This window comes from Caballeronia sp. dw_276 (genome assembly GCF_018449635.1).
In the GTDB taxonomy this organism is placed as follows: Bacteria; Pseudomonadota; Gammaproteobacteria; order Burkholderiales; family Burkholderiaceae; genus Caballeronia.
In genome coordinates, this window is record NZ_JAAVUV010000010.1 from 126210 (window position 1) to 141847 (window position 15638).

The 15638-nt window shown below is 57.4% G+C and carries 20 protein-coding genes; 3 read left to right on the top strand and 17 right to left on the bottom strand.

Annotated features, from left to right (window positions below; genetic code table 11):
* The 13 genes from HB633_RS21170 to mnmE form a co-directional block, all read right to left on the bottom strand.
* Positions 1 to 429 carry a single-stranded DNA-binding protein gene (locus HB633_RS21170; RefSeq protein WP_213780111.1) on the bottom strand — a complete coding sequence of 143 codons (429 nt, stop codon included), beginning with the start codon at positions 427 to 429 and terminating at the stop codon, positions 1 to 3.
* 162 nt (positions 430 to 591) lie between these two features.
* On the bottom strand, positions 592 to 1725 hold the full coding sequence (locus tag HB633_RS21175; protein WP_213780112.1) for a helicase RepA family protein: 1134 nt from the start codon (positions 1723 to 1725) through the stop codon (positions 592 to 594).
* Positions 1722 to 2645 carry a toprim domain-containing protein gene (locus tag HB633_RS21180; RefSeq protein ID WP_255581046.1) on the bottom strand — a complete coding sequence of 308 codons (924 nt, stop codon included), beginning with the start codon at positions 2643 to 2645 and terminating at the stop codon, positions 1722 to 1724. The genes HB633_RS21175 and HB633_RS21180 overlap by 4 nt, the downstream gene beginning before the upstream one ends.
* Positions 2635 to 2952 carry a helix-turn-helix domain-containing protein gene (locus tag HB633_RS21190; RefSeq protein WP_213780113.1) on the bottom strand — a complete coding sequence of 106 codons (318 nt, stop codon included), beginning with the start codon at positions 2950 to 2952 and terminating at the stop codon, positions 2635 to 2637. The genes HB633_RS21180 and HB633_RS21190 overlap by 11 nt, the downstream gene beginning before the upstream one ends.
* 12 nt (positions 2953 to 2964) lie before the next feature.
* On the bottom strand, positions 2965 to 3174 hold the full coding sequence (locus tag HB633_RS21195) for an AlpA family phage regulatory protein (RefSeq protein WP_213780114.1): 210 nt from the start codon (positions 3172 to 3174) through the stop codon (positions 2965 to 2967).
* Between the two features lie 95 nt (positions 3175 to 3269).
* Positions 3270 to 3647 (bottom strand): hypothetical protein, encoded by a 378-nt coding sequence (locus tag HB633_RS21200; RefSeq protein ID WP_213780115.1) that lies wholly within the window; start codon positions 3645 to 3647, stop codon positions 3270 to 3272.
* 94 nt (positions 3648 to 3741) lie between these two features.
* A complete protein-coding gene (locus tag HB633_RS21205; RefSeq protein WP_213780116.1) occupies positions 3742 to 4146 on the bottom strand; it encodes a hypothetical protein in 405 nt (134 codons plus the stop codon).
* Positions 4147 to 4155: 9 nt separating this feature from the next.
* Positions 4156 to 4623 carry a hypothetical protein gene (locus HB633_RS21210; RefSeq protein WP_213780117.1) on the bottom strand — a complete coding sequence of 156 codons (468 nt, stop codon included), beginning with the start codon at positions 4621 to 4623 and terminating at the stop codon, positions 4156 to 4158.
* A gap of 51 nt (positions 4624 to 4674) precedes the next feature.
* Entirely contained in the window at positions 4675 to 4929 is a 255-nt protein-coding gene (locus tag HB633_RS21215) for a hypothetical protein (RefSeq protein ID WP_213780118.1), read from the bottom strand.
* Positions 4922 to 5230, bottom strand: coding sequence for a hypothetical protein (locus tag HB633_RS21220; RefSeq protein ID WP_213780119.1), 309 nt, complete (start codon positions 5228 to 5230; stop codon positions 4922 to 4924). The genes HB633_RS21215 and HB633_RS21220 overlap by 8 nt, the downstream gene beginning before the upstream one ends.
* A gap of 76 nt (positions 5231 to 5306) precedes the next feature.
* Positions 5307 to 5585: a hypothetical protein gene (locus HB633_RS21225; protein ID WP_213780120.1), complete on the bottom strand. Its 279-nt coding sequence runs from the start codon at positions 5583 to 5585 to the stop codon at positions 5307 to 5309.
* 100 nt (positions 5586 to 5685) lie between these two features.
* The gene (locus HB633_RS21230) at positions 5686 to 6921 is read right to left on the bottom strand and encodes a tyrosine-type recombinase/integrase (protein ID WP_213780121.1); all 1236 of its coding nucleotides are present in this window, start codon (positions 6919 to 6921) and stop codon (positions 5686 to 5688) included.
* 166 nt (positions 6922 to 7087) lie between these two features.
* Positions 7088 to 8476 (bottom strand): tRNA uridine-5-carboxymethylaminomethyl(34) synthesis GTPase MnmE, encoded by a 1389-nt coding sequence (gene mnmE / locus HB633_RS21235; protein ID WP_213780122.1) that lies wholly within the window; start codon positions 8474 to 8476, stop codon positions 7088 to 7090.
* 315 nt (positions 8477 to 8791) lie between these two features.
* Here mnmE and HB633_RS21240 point away from each other — a divergent pair, with 315 nt between their 5' ends.
* Positions 8792 to 9211, top strand: coding sequence for a transcriptional regulator (locus HB633_RS21240; RefSeq protein WP_213780123.1), 420 nt, complete (start codon positions 8792 to 8794; stop codon positions 9209 to 9211).
* 81 nt (positions 9212 to 9292) lie between these two features.
* Here the strand turns inward: HB633_RS21240 and yidC are convergent, their stop codons facing one another.
* The 4 genes from yidC to rpmH form a co-directional block, all read right to left on the bottom strand.
* On the bottom strand, positions 9293 to 10984 hold the full coding sequence (gene yidC, locus HB633_RS21245) for a membrane protein insertase YidC (protein WP_213780124.1): 1692 nt from the start codon (positions 10982 to 10984) through the stop codon (positions 9293 to 9295).
* 8 nt (positions 10985 to 10992) lie between these two features.
* Complete coding sequence (gene yidD / locus HB633_RS21250; protein ID WP_213780125.1) at positions 10993 to 11403, bottom strand: membrane protein insertion efficiency factor YidD; 411 nt, start codon at positions 11401 to 11403, stop codon at positions 10993 to 10995.
* Between the two features lie 53 nt (positions 11404 to 11456).
* On the bottom strand, positions 11457 to 11954 hold the full coding sequence (gene rnpA, locus HB633_RS21255) for a ribonuclease P protein component (protein ID WP_213780247.1): 498 nt from the start codon (positions 11952 to 11954) through the stop codon (positions 11457 to 11459).
* A gap of 79 nt (positions 11955 to 12033) precedes the next feature.
* Complete coding sequence (rpmH, locus tag HB633_RS21260; RefSeq protein ID WP_006998755.1) at positions 12034 to 12168, bottom strand: 50S ribosomal protein L34; 135 nt, start codon at positions 12166 to 12168, stop codon at positions 12034 to 12036.
* Positions 12169 to 12586: 418 nt separating this feature from the next.
* Between rpmH and dnaA the strand changes: the two genes are divergently transcribed.
* Positions 12587 to 14170 carry a chromosomal replication initiator protein DnaA gene (dnaA, locus tag HB633_RS21265; RefSeq protein WP_213780126.1) on the top strand — a complete coding sequence of 528 codons (1584 nt, stop codon included), beginning with the start codon at positions 12587 to 12589 and terminating at the stop codon, positions 14168 to 14170.
* A gap of 270 nt (positions 14171 to 14440) precedes the next feature.
* Entirely contained in the window at positions 14441 to 15547 is a 1107-nt protein-coding gene (dnaN, locus tag HB633_RS21270) for a DNA polymerase III subunit beta (protein ID WP_062168517.1), read from the top strand.
* The last annotated feature ends 91 nt before the right edge of the window (positions 15548 to 15638 follow it).

Sequence of the window (15638 nt, forward strand, 5' to 3'; positions counted from 1 at the left end):
TCAGAACGTCACGTCGTCGAGCGATTCGTTCATCACGTCGTGCTTTCCATACAACTGCTCGGCTTGTCTGACGCCTGCATGGACAGGCATAGGCGCGTCAGACGGTTCCGCAACGGCTTTGCGCTTGCGAGATACCTGATAGGCCGTCATGACCTGCTGCGCGACCATGCTTACGCTCGGTTTTGTCGTTCCGTGGCGATCTTCGTAGGTGCTGATTTTCAATGGACCGGTGAGCGAAACGCTGTCGCCCTCGTCCATAGCGAGCAGATTAGTTTTGACGGTGTCTCGAAATGCGACGACCTGGACGAAGAACCATTCGCCATCAGTCGCGCATACGTTGAGGTTTGCGACCACGAACGATTTCCCTGAACCAGAGCGCCGTTCTTCGGGTTTCTTGAATAGCTTTCCACCTACCAATGCGTCAATCATGCTTTGCTCCGTTGTTTGCCAAAGTTCGTTCCAGTGACACAGCGCCCGTCGAAACCTGATCACACTCAAAATCACGCACAAACAACACTCCCTTATAGGGAGTTGTGTGTGTTGTGCGCACAGCCCGCACAAATGAGTGGTTTGTGCGATTTGTGCGGATGATCAGTTGGCCCATATCCACCCCTGCGACGCCCGATAAATTTCGCGATCACCGACCATGGAAGTAAGTGCGCGGCGCGCTTGAAATAGCCGCTGATCTGGCCTACACACGAGGCGGTCTGCAATGACCGGGATGGCTGCTTCAATTTCTACGCATGGACGACCGACCGGCGCTCCAGCTTGGGCGAAGGTTTTCGACTCGCTCAGAATTGCTTTCATGGCGGAATAGACGACGCTTTGTGTTTTCCCTCGTGGCATCGGGCGGGTCATAGATGGCCCGTCGTCGCCGGTCTCAACAACGCAGCTCGTGACCTGCTCGCCGTCCTCGTCCTCACCGAGTTCAACCACAGCGAGCTTGAATGGCTGGCTTTCGCCGTCCACGTCATCTTTCGACTTGGCGACTGACCACGCGCGCCGGCTGTCGTCACGGGTGACTTCAATTGCACCGTCGAGCGCCGCGTAAAGGCTGGAATGACCCCGCAGTCCTTTTGTTGCGTCCTTTCCGGTGTGATGGACTAACAGGACGAGGCACCCCGTCAGGCGCTGCAATTCCTTGCAGGCTTCGATCAGTTCGCCCATATCCTTCGAACTGTTTTCGTCAGTGCCAGGGGCGGCGCGATTCAAGGTGTCGATGACGAGCAGGCCAGACGCACAATTGCCGTTGTTGACTGCTTGTGCGATCGCTTCGACGTCGTCGCGAAAACGCAAGTCGAGCGCTTCGGTCACGAAATGCAGGTTAGCGGGCAGTAAGCGTTTATTCCGAACGCTCCACGCCTTAACGCGATTTGATAAACCGCCTTCGCCTTCCAGGCAAACATAGGTGACAGGAGCAGCGCAGACGCGCCGGCCGAACCACTCGGCACCGTCCGCAACAGCTGCGCACAAGTCGAGCGTCAGGAACGACTTGCCGGAACCAGAGGGGCCATATACCGCGGCTAGGCCAGAAACAGGCAATACCCCACGAACCAGCCAACGAAGCGGCGGCGCGTTGCAAAGGTCGTCGGCAGACTGCAAACGGTATTGCTTCGCAACTTTGGGAGTCACCGACACATGTTCGGTTTCCCGTGCGTCGCGGTAGTCATCAAGCGAAAACACAGGCGCGTTTTCTATAAACGTCTGAAATTCTTCGCGGGTCATGCAGCCATCCGCAGAAGGTCGTTCAGGTCGTAACCTTGATTCGGTGCCTGGGCGATTCGGACTTCGCGACCTGCAAGCGCCCAATGCTCTGCGCACTGAATCGCTGCTTTACCACCGGCTTCGTCGTGGTCGGCTGCGATCAATAACGACTCGATACCGCCGAGCGTTGGAAACTTGGCAAGATTGCCGGCATCAATGAGCGCCCACGCAGGCTTGTAAGCGTTGGCGAGACTCAGGGCTGTTTCGATACCTTCAGCTATCCCAAGGCCTCCAGTGACGGCTTCATGCGGCCAGAGACGGATTACGCCACCCGATTTGCGATGACCACCTAACAGCATCCGGGGCGGCGCAACATCAGCTTTGCTACCGTCTGCGTTAATCCACGTGCGATGCAGGCTGATCGCTTCGCCCGAAATGGCGTCGGACACAAGCGCGACAAGACCCGGCCCGACATGACCTGTAGGATGCTTAAGCGTGGCGGTATAACGAAGGTCGCCATCGGACGGGGGTATTACGCAGCAACGCGCGTTCAGATATTCGGCCCCGATGCCATGAACAGGTGCAAGCGACTCCCAAAATGCGAGCCAGTTCGGCGCTAGGTTGTCGCGAACGTTTGTTTCTGGTTCTGGCGGTCGCACGATCGGATGAACGATGCGGCGCGGGCTTCTGTCTGTCCAACCTGACTCCATCGCCATGCGAAACAGCGAACCTTCACCGATGCCGCCATTCGTTTTGAATGAGCGCCAAACGGATCTGCATTGACGTTCGCCGCCGTAATTGCCGCCGGTCGCGCACCAGTCGAGCCAACCAGTTTCATCAACGCCCGCAGCTTTGGCGGCCATGCCAATGCGGACCCAATCGAAACGGGAGCAACCAGCGTCAAGATGGGAAAGCGCGGAATACGCGCGATCACCGTGCATGGCCTGCTTCCGACATGAGGTAATAGAGCGCTACGCGATGACGACCGCCTTCAGGTGTTTCCTGGCGCTGCCATACGGTTTGGATATCGAAGCCGTTATCACGCAGCTCCAAAACTCGCGCCGCCGGGTGCATCACGTCAAGAATATGCCGTGCGTCGATCGTGCTCATACCGGCGCCGCGCCGCAGAAATCCGAGAATGCGATCTCGTTGAGCTTCGGCAGTATTTGAATTATGATTGTCGTGAAAGATGTCTTGAGCCGTGCCTTCCGTGATAAGGGGCGCGGCTTTTTTATATGTGTTCTCCATTTGCCGGCTCCCTTATGCTGCGACCAGCTTTCGGGAACGTTCAACACGCTTTTGTACCCACGCGTCTAACTCGGCTTCAATGAAAATCGTGGTGCCCGGTCCGAGCTTCACGGGCTTCGGAAAATCGGGATCGGTCTTCGCTTTTGCCCAAAGGCTGGACAGGCCGATATCGAGTTTTTCGGCGGCTTTTGATGGGCGCAGGCCCTTGTAGCTAACGGACATTTAATTCTCCGGTGGGTGTCTTAACGCGTCGCTATGAGAGCGATGCTGTGCACATCCACACAGTAGTTAAATGTCTATCCCGTAAATATCCCCGATTAATTATTGGGATCAGTAAGATTTTTTTTGCGAAAAGCCGAAAGCCTGTTTTGTCGGGTTTTCAGTTCTTGCTGCTCCTTCACCCCGTGCGCGCGATATTTTTTACCAGCAGCTTCATACTCGGCCTCCAGCCAGACGGCTAGTGCCTCTTTGTCCGTCATTTCGATGCCGTACCGTCTCCTGCGCTGATCTTTCAAGATGTCGACCAGTTTCATTTGCATCTCACGGTCGAATACCGACTTAATGGGTCTCCCAGGTCGTTTCCTCATTGGTTTCCTTAGAAGCGCAAGCGCAAGGTGAAGTCGCCCATTTTCATCTCGCAAGCGTTCTATCTCTTCTTGCGCTTGCGCCAGCAGTTTGGCGGTGTCTGCGTTCATCAAGCGATCCCTGACGCTCCCTAAATGAGAACCACGCCAACGGAGTAGGGTGCTCCGTTTTCACCCCGTCGGGCTAGGCGCGGCTGTAAGCCGGTCAAGCGCGCTTCATTGCAAAGCCGGTCACAATCCAACCGAATATTGCGAGGACTGCATATCCAACTAAAGCGAAGCCGATGCACAACATGGCCGCGTTCCACTCGTGACGCCGATATACAAGTGGACGCTTGGCGAAGTGCTCGGCGAGAAGCTTCTCTCGCGCTGGCATCGCTTCGATGAGTGCGAGTAACGGATCGGGTTTTCCTGTCGGCCAAGAAGTGTGTGCCTCTGCCTCGGCTTCGAGATTATTGCCGGTATCGCTTTCATAAATTGCGGCTTTGTCCTGATCGGAGATCGGAATCTCGTCTCCCACTGCGTTATATCCGGCGGCAAATAGCAAGGCAAGAAGCCAGACAAAACCCAAGGCTTTAAGTGTTACTCCAATTCGACGAATGCCTTCCATGGTCGCCCCTTAATATTGGTCATCGTTCATGGCCGGCATATCGACAAAGCGGTTTAACTGCCACGCGCGGATTTGAACGAGCGCAGTCGCCCACTCGGTAGGCGACAAGATCCGCCACGATGATTCTGGTCGAGGCCAAAGCCGCTTGACGCGAAAACTTTGGATATCGGACCAATTTGGAGCGGTGGGATTGATTGCCGCTGCCGGCGTGTACAGAGCGATGTAGGCAGGAAGATCAGCGCGCTCCGCAAGCTGCTGCATGACCTCGGCTGTTTTTTCTTGCCCTACATCAAGCGCGACTTCAACCAGTGCCAAGGGCAGCTTGCCGCCATAGTCGTATTCGGTGTAAAGCACCGAGTCCAGATCGGCCATCGTCATGGACTCGGCTTGATCGCTGGGGAGATAGCGGCTTATTGACGGTGCACGATGCCACACGCCATAGGCACGATCCCGCGTTTCATAGCGCTCGGTCCGCATGTGCGGCTCCTTTAGGGCCGCGATGAATGCGACTCGCGGCGAAGTGTTATGTTATTTGTCGCTTTCGGCGGCCAGGATCTTTGCGGCTTGCAATAGGTGCCATGAGATAACGTCGAACTTATTTTCTAAGTCCCGAGCTCTCTCCTCCCAGCTTTCCTGGGTCTGAATCGTTGCGGCACAGACAAGCTTCGATTTTTTCTCCCGGCGATAGAGCCTGAGGTTGGCAACCTCTTTTGGATAGTTCCCGCGATGTGTGTAGACAACTGGGTCGCGATCAAATTTTGGGTGACCAATGACGTTATCCATGACCGACATTCTCCTCCAAGCAGCGGTAGAGATCATCAACGCCTTGTTCAAAAGCGCTGGCAACTCGATCAAGTGCCGCGCCGTATTGTTCGTCGGACATACCGCACGGCTCAGGCATATGCGAATCCAACCAAAGTTCGCGCGCCGTTACCCAGTTTCGGTTAATAGCTTCGATAGTTGGGAGAAACAGCGCATTTCGGCCCGCCTCGCGCGCCGCCAGACAAATATCGGCAAGCGACTTAGCGCGTGCTGCTGCGTTCTGCCGCGGAATGGCCGTGCCGTTACAATTGTTGTCAGTCATGGTGCTCACCTGTTCTGTAGGTAGCGTTATGGTCAGGCGGCCTTGGTGCTCTAACACCCTGGCCGCCGCTTATTAATCAGATTGCTCCGAAATGATCCTCGAAGTACCCGATCGTGTTCCGGTTGCCAGATAGAGCAACGGCACAGTTTTCAGCATCGCGCGCTGTGGATCTCAGGAAATCGCGCAATACAACTAAAAATGCGCCATTGCCGGGATGCCCTTTTGCGATCTCTTCCATGCACAAATCGTCCATGGCGCAGCAAGAAAGTAGAACTTGCTCCATTCGCGCTGTTACGTTTCCAGGGACATCTTTTTCGGTTACCGCTTCGGTGGAATTACAATCTTGTTTAGCCATAGCGACCTCCTATCTAGGTCAATTGGTTAGGCGATGGTTTGTGCTGAAACACATCCATCGCCGCTTTTGCTTGAAACTGTCCAGGCGACGGTAAATGAAGTTATGCCGCAGTTCGCCCAAAAGTACCGAGAACAACTTTTCGCTTTCCTTCAACCTGTGCTTCTACGAAATCTGACCAGAGTTGCAAGATTTTGATGCGCTCGTCGGCATATTCGGCGCGGTTATAAACGCCCTTGATGCCTTTTATCGAATGAGCAAGCGCCTTCTCGATCGCGTCCGATGACATCCCCATCTCGTGCAGATGCGTCGATGCCGTCCGTCGGAAGTCGTGCAGTACGAAATGCTGAACATCGATGCTGAGCGCGCGAATGGCTTGATTGAGTGTGCTCTTAGAAATGGGCCTATCGCCGGCGCCGCGTGATGACGGAAAGAGAAAATCGCCGTCACCGGTCAGCTCGTGTAGTTCCCGCAACATTGCGACCGCCTGCGAGGACAAATAAACCCAGTGTTCCTTTTCTTTCTTCATGCGATCGGCCGGAATACGCCAAACGCCGGCGTCAAGATCAAATTCCGTCCATTTGGCTTCAGTCAACTCAGCTTTGCGCACCATCGTCAAAACAAGAAGATGAAGCGCGATCTTCAGCGGACGACGAATATCGGACGAGTAGACGGCACGCAGAACAGTTCCAATCTCATCAGGGGATAGAACCCGCGTGCGGCTGTCCTGGGTGGCGATAAACCGTGCAACAACGGCTTGAGCGGGATTGGTCGGCGCTAACTGGCGCGCGACTGCGTATTCAAACAGACGCTTAATCACATTTCGGGTGGAGAGCGCCATTTTTGGGGCGCCTCGCGCTTTAATCTTGTCGCAGATTGCCAGCACATCGCCTGGCGTAACGGCTTCGAGCGATTTATTCCCGATCGCTGGATATACGTCTTTCTCCAGCGCCCGTTTAATTGTGCGTTGGTATTCGGTCGACATTGGCTCCACCTGAGATGTGTACCAATTTTCTCCAAAAGCCTTCACGGTATCGAAACGCTTATCGGCTCCGCGATCCTTGCGAGCATCGGCAACTGGGGAGATCCCCTTCGCAACAATTTCGGCGTATTTCCGCGCTTTCTCTCTGGCGTCTTGCAGGCTGATTGCCGGGTAATCGCCAATCGTTACCATTGGCTGGCGCTCGCCATGCAGCGAATACCTGTAACGCCAGACCTTCGAGCCGGACGCCATGACTTCCAGCACCAGGCCGCCGCCGTCTGAAACGCGAAAACGCGCCGCCTTCGGTTTGAGGGCCCTGATACGAGTGTCATTCAGTGGTGTCGCTATTTTTGGCATCGATCGGTACACATTGATTGGGACACAACGCCGTGTGTCCCTTACTGTGTACCTTCCTCAGATAGATGTCAATAGACGACATTGGGCAACCTGAGGCAATGTGTTGTACAGGCCACAAGGGTTTGAGCTATTGCTTAGACAAGACTAGACGTATCTGGGCAATGCGCTACTTTCCAATACAAAACCGGCTGAAAATCACCCCCAGCAAATCATCCGAGCTGAACTCACCAGTAATCGAATTCAATTGATCCTGCGCGAGCCTCAACTCCTCCGCAAACAGATCCAGCGCCTGGGAATTCTGCTCGGCATGATCCGCCGCCGTCGCGAGATGCTCGCGCGCCGCACGCAGCGCAATCAAATGTCTTTCGCGCGCCAAATAGATGCTTTCAGCACCCGCCTGCCACCCTGCGATCTTCAGTAATTCGTCGCGCAACAACGCGATCCCATCGCCCGTTTTCGCCGATAACCGCACCTCGCGGATTTCATCGCCGGCGATCGATGCCGATGCCTCCACGCCCGCCAGATCCGCCTTGTTCAACACGCGCACGACCGGCACGCCCGCAGGAAAACGCGCCGATATGGCGGCGTCATCCGTGGTCAGCTTTTCCCGTGCATCGAGCAAATGCAGCACGACATCCGCGCGGCCAATCTCCCCCCACGTCCTTTCGATACCAATGCGCTCCACCTCGTCCTGCGTTTCGCGCAAGCCGGCTGTATCGATGACATGAATCGGAATGCCTTCTATCTGAATAGTCTGCGTGACCTTGTCGCGCGTCGTGCCGGCGATCGGCGTAACGATGGCCAGCTCCGCGCCCGCCAACGCATTCAAAAGCGACGACTTGCCGACGTTCGGCTGCCCCGCAAGCACCACCGACAACCCCTCACGCAGGAGCGCGCCCTGGCGAGCATCGGCTAGCACCTTGTCGAGCAACGCGCGGATGCGTGCGAGCTTGCCGCGGGCGTCCGCGGCTTCAAGAAAATCAATTTCCTCCTCGGGGAAATCGAGCGTCGCTTCGACCAGCATCCGCAACGTGATGACGTCTTCCACGAGCGCGTGGATCTGCCGGGAAAACGCGCCATCGAGCGAACGGCCGGCCGAACGCGCGGCGGCTTCCGTACTTGCTTCGATCAGGTCGGCGACGGCTTCAGCTTGCGCAAGATCGAGCTTGTCGTTGAGAAACGCGCGACGCGTGAACTCGCCCGGCTCGGCGAGGCGCAGACCGAAGTCACGGCCGGTATCGACAGCGCGCTGCAAAAGCAATTGCAGCACGATTGGACCGCCATGCCCCTGCAGCTCGAGCACATGTTCGCCGGTGTACGAATAGGGTGCCGGAAAGTACATCGCAATGCCGCGATCGATCGCTTCACCGTTTGTATCGATGAACGGCGTATAGGTTGCGTGACGCGCGTCGAGAAGCTTGCCGCACAGCGCGAGCATGGCGTGCTTCGCGGCCGTTTCGCCCGTGCGCCCGAACGACAGCCGCACCACGCCGATACCGCCGCGACCCGGCGCGGTAGCAATCGCGACGATCGGATCGGAGTCGTTGTTGGACATGATTTTCTCGATTGAAACGGCGGTAAATGAGTCGCGGCATTGTAGCGCGGCGACTTGGTTTCGCTCCGCTAAGCAAGTCCGCTAAGACAATTCTTAATCTATCTTATGTGGGCTATGATTGATTGGAGGATGAGTCGGAGATGGACATCGTTTCGGTGTACGCAAATCTCTCGGGTAAGGGGTTTGCATGGATTGGCGAATGAACCCTGAAATTGTGATTGTTTTTCCCGTGCACGATAAAAATGCGGAACTTGCGCCATATCTAGCGCAGACGGTTGACTTAGCCGGTGCGTTTGCCTCGCACAATCGCGACCTATGCCAACACCCCAAGAGAAAGCCGATTTTTCGGATCGGCTCAAATTTTCGATGACCCGCGCGCCCGAGAAGATGCGCGGCGCAACTGATCTCGCTCTGCATTTCAATTTGCGATACCACGGTGAACCCGTTTCGGCTCAGACAACACACAAGTGGCTGACCGCGCGTTCGATTCCCACCGCCGACAAACTGGCCACGCTCGCGGCGTGGTTCAAGGTCGAGCAACATTGGTTGCATTACGGTCCGCCGCCGAGCGGCAATCCACAGGGCGCGCCAAAGCCAATTGCCCACGATGAGAAGTATCCGGCGTCGGAGGAAACGCTGGAACTTGCTTCGAAGATCGAAGCGCTATCGCCACATCACCGGTATCTGCTCGAAGAGCTTATCGACCAGTTTTATGGGCAGGGTAGCAAGCGCTAAAACCCTTTGAAGTGCTTCGTAAACAAGAAACGCCCGGCTTTGGCCGGGCGTTTTTCATTTCGAACCATTCAGCTTAATTGCTCAAGCCTTCGCAACTTTCTTCTGGCCCATCATTCGCGTGATGTAGTACTGCTGGGCGATGGAAAGCACGTTGTTCACTACATAGTACAAAACAAGTCCTGACGGGAAGAAGAAGAACATGACCGAGAAAGCCAGCGGCATGAACATCATCATCTTGGCCTGAACCGGATCCGGCGGCGTGGGATTCAACCGCGTTTGCAGGAACATCGATACAGCCATCAGCACCGGCAGGATAAAGAACGGATCAGCCTGCGACAAATCGTGAATCCAGCCAATCCACGGCGCGCCGCGCATTTCCACCGACGACAGCAACACCCAATACAGCGAGATAAACACCGGAATCTGCACCACGACCGGCAGACATCCGCCGAATGGATTCACCTTCTCGGTTTTATAAAGCGCCATCAATTCCGCGTTCATCTTCTGCGGGTCGCCCTTATAGCGCTCGCGGATTTGCGTCATGCGCGGCGTAATGGTCTTCATGCGCGCCATCGACTTGTAGCTTGCCGCCGACAACGGGAAGAACACGGCCTTGATCAACAGCGTGAGCAGGATAATTGCCCAGCCCCAGTTGCCAACGTAGCTATGGATCTTTTCCAGCAGCCAGAACAGCGGCTTGGCGATGATCGTCACCATGCCGTAGTCCTTCACCAGCTCCAGACCCGGCGCGATGCCTTCCAGCATCCGCTCTTCCTCAGGACCGGCGAAGAGGCGTGCTTGCACATCGACGGTCTGTCCCGGCGCAATGGTCTGCAGCGGCTGCTGCACGCCCACGCGATACAACGCCGGATCGATCTTCTGCACGTAGATATCGCGCTTCACGCCCTGCTGCGGAATCCACGCCGACGCGAAGTAATGCTGCACCATCGCGATCCAGCCGTTATCGGCGGACGGCGTAAACGTTGCCTTGTCCTTGTCGATATCGCTGAAATCGATCTTCTGGAAGTGATGCTGGTCAGAATAAACAGCCGGCCCAATAAACGTATGCGAGAAGCGCGGCGTTTCCACCGGCGAGCTGTCGCGCACGAGTTCCATATAGAGACGCGGCGTGACCGGCGCGGTGCCGACGTTCTGCACCTTGGTGTCGACGTTGATCACGTAGCTGCCGCGCGTGAACGTATAGGTCTTGATGACCTTCACGCCACCCTTGACCGGCGATTCGAACGCGAGCGACAACGTGTTGCCGTTGCCCATCGACGTCTGGCCGCCGGGAACCAGTGTGAAGACGTCGTTGTGGTTCGGGAAATCGCCGCCGAGCAGGCCCGTGCGCGCAAGATACGTGTGCGTTGCGGTGTGATCGAAGAGCGTGATGTACAGGTCGGGCTGCTTGCCGTCGCCTTCTTTCACTAGCGAAAGCTTCGAGAGCGTGCCGCCGCGTGTGTCGATGTCGCCGGAATACACGTCCGTCGTGAACTTCACCAGTTGCGCGGCGTCCGCGGCCGGCGCGTTCGCACCAGGAACCGCTGCGGCGCCGGGAGCCGCGGGCGAACCCGGAGCGCCGGCCGTGGCGGGCAGGTCGGAGGCGTGCGTGCCCGGCGTCGTGGTTCCCGGCGCTGCTGTGCCGGCCGTCTTGGTCGGGACGGCGCTCGGGAAGAACATCGACTGACGCCCATGGTCACGTTGCCAGTTGTCGAACAGCATGACAGCCGACATGAAAAAGATGACCCATAGGACGGTACGTTTGATATCCATGCGTTGTCTCAGTGTCGATCGAAGAGCGCGTTATTGGCGCCGTTTGGGTTTGAACTCACCGGGTTGGCCTTGTCCGTCGGTAAAGAGGGATCAGGCGGATTCGATGGGCTCGGGGCAGAGTCGTCGACCGGGCCGGCCGCTGACACGCCATCCTGCTGAACGCAGCGGGCGGCGGACGGGGGCACGGGAACCAGATCGATGCCGCCAGCCGAAAACGGATGGCAGCGGCACAGACGTTTTGCTGCGAGGAATGATCCACGCGCGGCGCCATGATACTGGATTGCTTCGCGCGCGTAGTCAGAACACGATGGGTAAAAGCGGCACCGGTTGCCGAGCATGGGGCTCACAGCAACCTTGTAAAAGCGCAATAAGGCGATCAACGCCGTTTTTGCCGATTTTTCAAACAGTGCCGTTTGCATGGATTTAGCACCCGGGAGTTTGTCCGGCGGACCGGTTTTCCGTCTGGCGCTGCTCAAGGGCCCGCAGGCGTGGGTGGAACAGTAGGATCAGTGACAACAGGTAGTGCACTTTGCTCCGCCATGCGTCGCGCGGCTTCACGCACGGCACGGTCGAGCAGACCGTCGATCTCCTCGCGACACAACGCGCGCAGCGGCGGCGATTTTGCGCTCGGCATGGCCTTGCGGTCGATCTTCGCATGCATGCGCAGCAGGATGTCCCAGCCGCCGAGCTCCGCGCGTCGAAGCCTGAATGCTTCACGCGCAAGCCGCTTGATCAGATTACGCGTGACCGCGCGCGGCGCATACTTCTTGCCGATAACCAGTCCAAGCCGCGCCTCATTGCCTGTCGGCTTGCCGTACAGGACGAAATGCGGGGACCGGCGCCAAGGGCGCAAACGAAAAACGGATGAATATTCATCCGTTTTCAGCAGCCTTGCGGCTTTGGGGAACGCGGCTCGTGCTTGCAACTGACCGATTTCCTGTCCGGAGCCCGTCGCACTGCGCGTCTCCAGGTCATCGCTCGTTTCAGGGCGAGTGCCGGTGGGCGCTGACGCTACCAATAGCGACCTCGGCAACCTGAATCCGGCGACCTTAAACTGCCAGGCGCTTGCGGCCCTTTGCACGGCGAGCGTTGATGACCTTGCGGCCACCCGCGGTCTTCATGCGGACGCGAAAGCCATGGGTACGCTTGCGGCGGGTTACGGAAGGTTGGTAAGTGCGTTTCATGTTGGTCTCACTTGGGTAAAAACGGACCGCGCGGCATGACGAAGCGACATAAAAATTGACGCACCGGCCGGTGGTACAGGAATTCGGGTTTTGCGGAACCCGCTATTTAAACCGTTTTCCTATTGACCGTCAATAGGTTACGGTGTTTGGCGGCCGTTTTCGGGAGAAGTCCACAGGTCAGTTGATTCGCTGACTGAGACGGTCCGTCCCTGTGGATAACTCGCTTCGCGGTTGCATTTGGCGTTAGAATCTCCCCTCAATCCGACGCAACCGCACGTAGTCCCGGTCCGCTGTACCGCCTGCAAATGCAGGCTGGACAAGGCTTCGGGGCACGCTTCGCCCTCGCGTCCCGGCTTCGTTGCCGGGCGGCGTCGCGAGCGGCGAGAGGACTCGCGGATAACCCTAACGACTGCACTCGATGACAGATTTTTGGCAACACTGTTCCGCATTGCTGGAGCGCGAACTTACGCCGCAGCAGTACGTCACGTGGATCAAACCGTTGGCCCTCGTCGATTTCGACGCCGATGCGAGCACGCTGCGCATCGCCGCGCCCAACCGGTTCAAGCTCGACTGGGTGAAAAGCCAGTTTTCGGGCCGTATCGCTGATTTAGCGAGGGATTTCTGGAAGGCCCCCGTCGACATCCAGTTCGTCCTGGACCCCAAGGCCACCGCACGCAAGGCGATGGGCGGTGCGCCCGCGCCTGTGCCGGCGCCATCGTCGCCGGCGCAGCCGCCGCGTGCCCAGGTCGAAGTCTCTTCGTCTGACAGGCCGAATGGCGGTCACGCGAACGCCAGCGCCCATATCAACGCGCTCGCCGCCGAAGCCGCACAGGACGCGCAATCGCGTCAACACAACGACCAATCGGACAACGGCGATCTCGACCTGCCGAGCCTCGACGCCAACGAAGCCGCCGCTGCGCGCCGCACATGGCGGCCGGGCGGAACGGCGTCGTCGAATGGAGAAAACGATTCGGCGTACGAGCGCTCGAAGCTCAACCCCGTGCTCACCTTCGACAATTTCGTGACGGGTAAGGCGAACCAGCTCGCGCGTGCAGCCGCAATCCAAGTCGCCGATAACCCCGGCATCTCGTATAACCCGCTCTTCCTGTATGGCGGCGTGGGCCTGGGCAAGACGCACCTGATTCACGCCATCGGCAATCAGTTGTTGCAGGACAAGGCCGGCGCGCGGATCCGCTACATCCACGCGGAGCAATATGTTTCGGACGTGGTGAAAGCCTATCAGCGCAAGGCTTTCGACGACTTCAAGCGTTATTACCATTCGCTCGACCTTCTGCTGATCGACGATATTCAATTCTTCTCGGGCAAATCGCGCACGCAGGAAGAGTTTTTCTACGCGTTCGAGGCGCTGGTTGCGAACAAGGCGCAGGTGATCATCACCAGCGACACGTATCCGAAGGAGATTTCGGGTATCGATGACCGCCTGATTTCGCGCTTCGATTCCGGCCTGACGGTCGCCATCGAACCGCCGGAACTCGAAATGCGCGTCGCCATCCTGATGCGCAAGGCGCAGTCGGAAGGCGTGAGTTTGTCCGAGGATGTGGCATTTTTTGTTGCAAAACATCTGCGTTCAAACGTGCGCGAACTTGAAGGCGCGCTGCGCAAGATCCTCGCTTTTTCGCGGTTTCATGGACGCGAGATTTCCATCGAATTGACGAAAGAAGCGCTGAAAGACCTGCTGACGGTGCAAAACCGGCAGATTTCGGTGGAAAACATCCAGAAGACGGCGGCGGACTTCTACAACATCAAAGTCGCGGACATGTACTCGAAGAAGCGCCCGGCGAATATCGCGCGGCCGCGTCAGATTGCGATGTACCTGGCGAAGGAACTCACGCAGAAAAGCCTGCCGGAAATTGGCGAATTGTTCGGCGGACGCGATCACACCACTGTGCTCCACGCCGTCCGAAAAATCTCCGCAGAGCGCGGCACGGATGCCCAGTTGAACCACGAATTGCACGTGCTCGAGCAGACGCTCAAAGGCTAGCCGGACGGCCCGGAATTCATACCGGAAAACGCACCTGTTTATTGACGAAATTGCCCCCATTTTCGGGGTGCGGGCAGGTTTTGAGGCACAATATGGGTTTGACCGTCCAGCGGCGCTGGGCGGCGTTTTGGCGTAAGCCTGGAACGTGCGGGTGGAGTGACCGCAGGCACGTGACACGAGACCGTCCCGAAGCAATCCATGCGGTGGCAAGGCTCCCATGAAAGTGGTGGCAAAAACGGCGGACGGCCGACACATCAACGAAGGAACTCTATGCAACTGGTCAAGACCGAACGAGATAATCTCCTAAGGCCGCTGCAAACCGTGAGCGGAATCGTCGAGCGCCGTCATACGTTGCCGATCCTCGCCAATTTGCTGATCACCAAGACTGGCGCCGACGTGTCGTTCCTCTCGACCGATCTCGAACTTCAGATCACCACGCGTGCCGACTTCGGCACCGGCAGCGACCAGGTTGCGACCACCGTCGCCGCGCGCAAGCTCCTCGACATCCTGCGCGCCATGCCGCCGGGAGAAGTGTCGCTGGATCTCACCGACAAGAAGCTGACCGTGCGCTCCGGCAAAAGCCGCTTCGCGCTCCAGACGCTTGCTGCCGACGAGTTCCCGACCGTCAACCAGGCGACAGAATTCGGCGCAAGCCTGTCAGTTCCGCAAAAGACCTTCCGGCAATTGCTCGGCATGGTCCACTTCGCCATGGCGCAGCAGGACATTCGCTATTACCTGAACGGCATGTTGCTGGTGGTCGACGGCGACCAGTTGATGGCGGTTGCAACGGATGGCCACCGGCTTGCGTTTTCATCCATGAAGATTGAAGGCGGCACGTATGCACGCCAGGAAGTGATCATCCCGCGCAAGACCATTCTGGAATTGCAGCGCTTGCTGGAAGACATCGACGACTCGCTCGTGATCGACATTGCCGCGAGCCAGGTCAAGTTCACGTTCGGCCAGGTCGAACTCGTGTCGAAGCTCGTGGAAGGCAAGTTCCCCGACTTCCAGCGCGTGATCCCGAAGTCGCACAAGAACACGTTCCTGATCGGCCGCGAAGAATTGCAGCGTTCGCTGCAGCGCGCCGCGATCTTGACATCGGACAAGTTCAAGGGCGTGCGCTGCCTGATCGAGCCGGGCCAGTTGAAGATCATGTCGACCAACGCCGACCAGGAAGAAGCGCAGGAAGAACTGGAAATCGCGTATCAGGGCGACAGCGTGGACATTGGTTTCAACGTCACGTACCTGCTCGACGTGCTCGCGAACCTGAAGATCGACATGCTGCAAGTGAGCCTTGGCGACGCAAGCTCGAGCGCCCTGATCACGATTCCCGAGAATGACGAATTCAAATATGTGGTGATGCCGATGCGCATCTGACGCGGCCAAAACTAAAAACTTTCCAAGGGGCGCACTGCCCCTTTGGCATTTTTAAGGTGTTTCGAAAAGTCTCGTGCAGCGACCGCGCAGC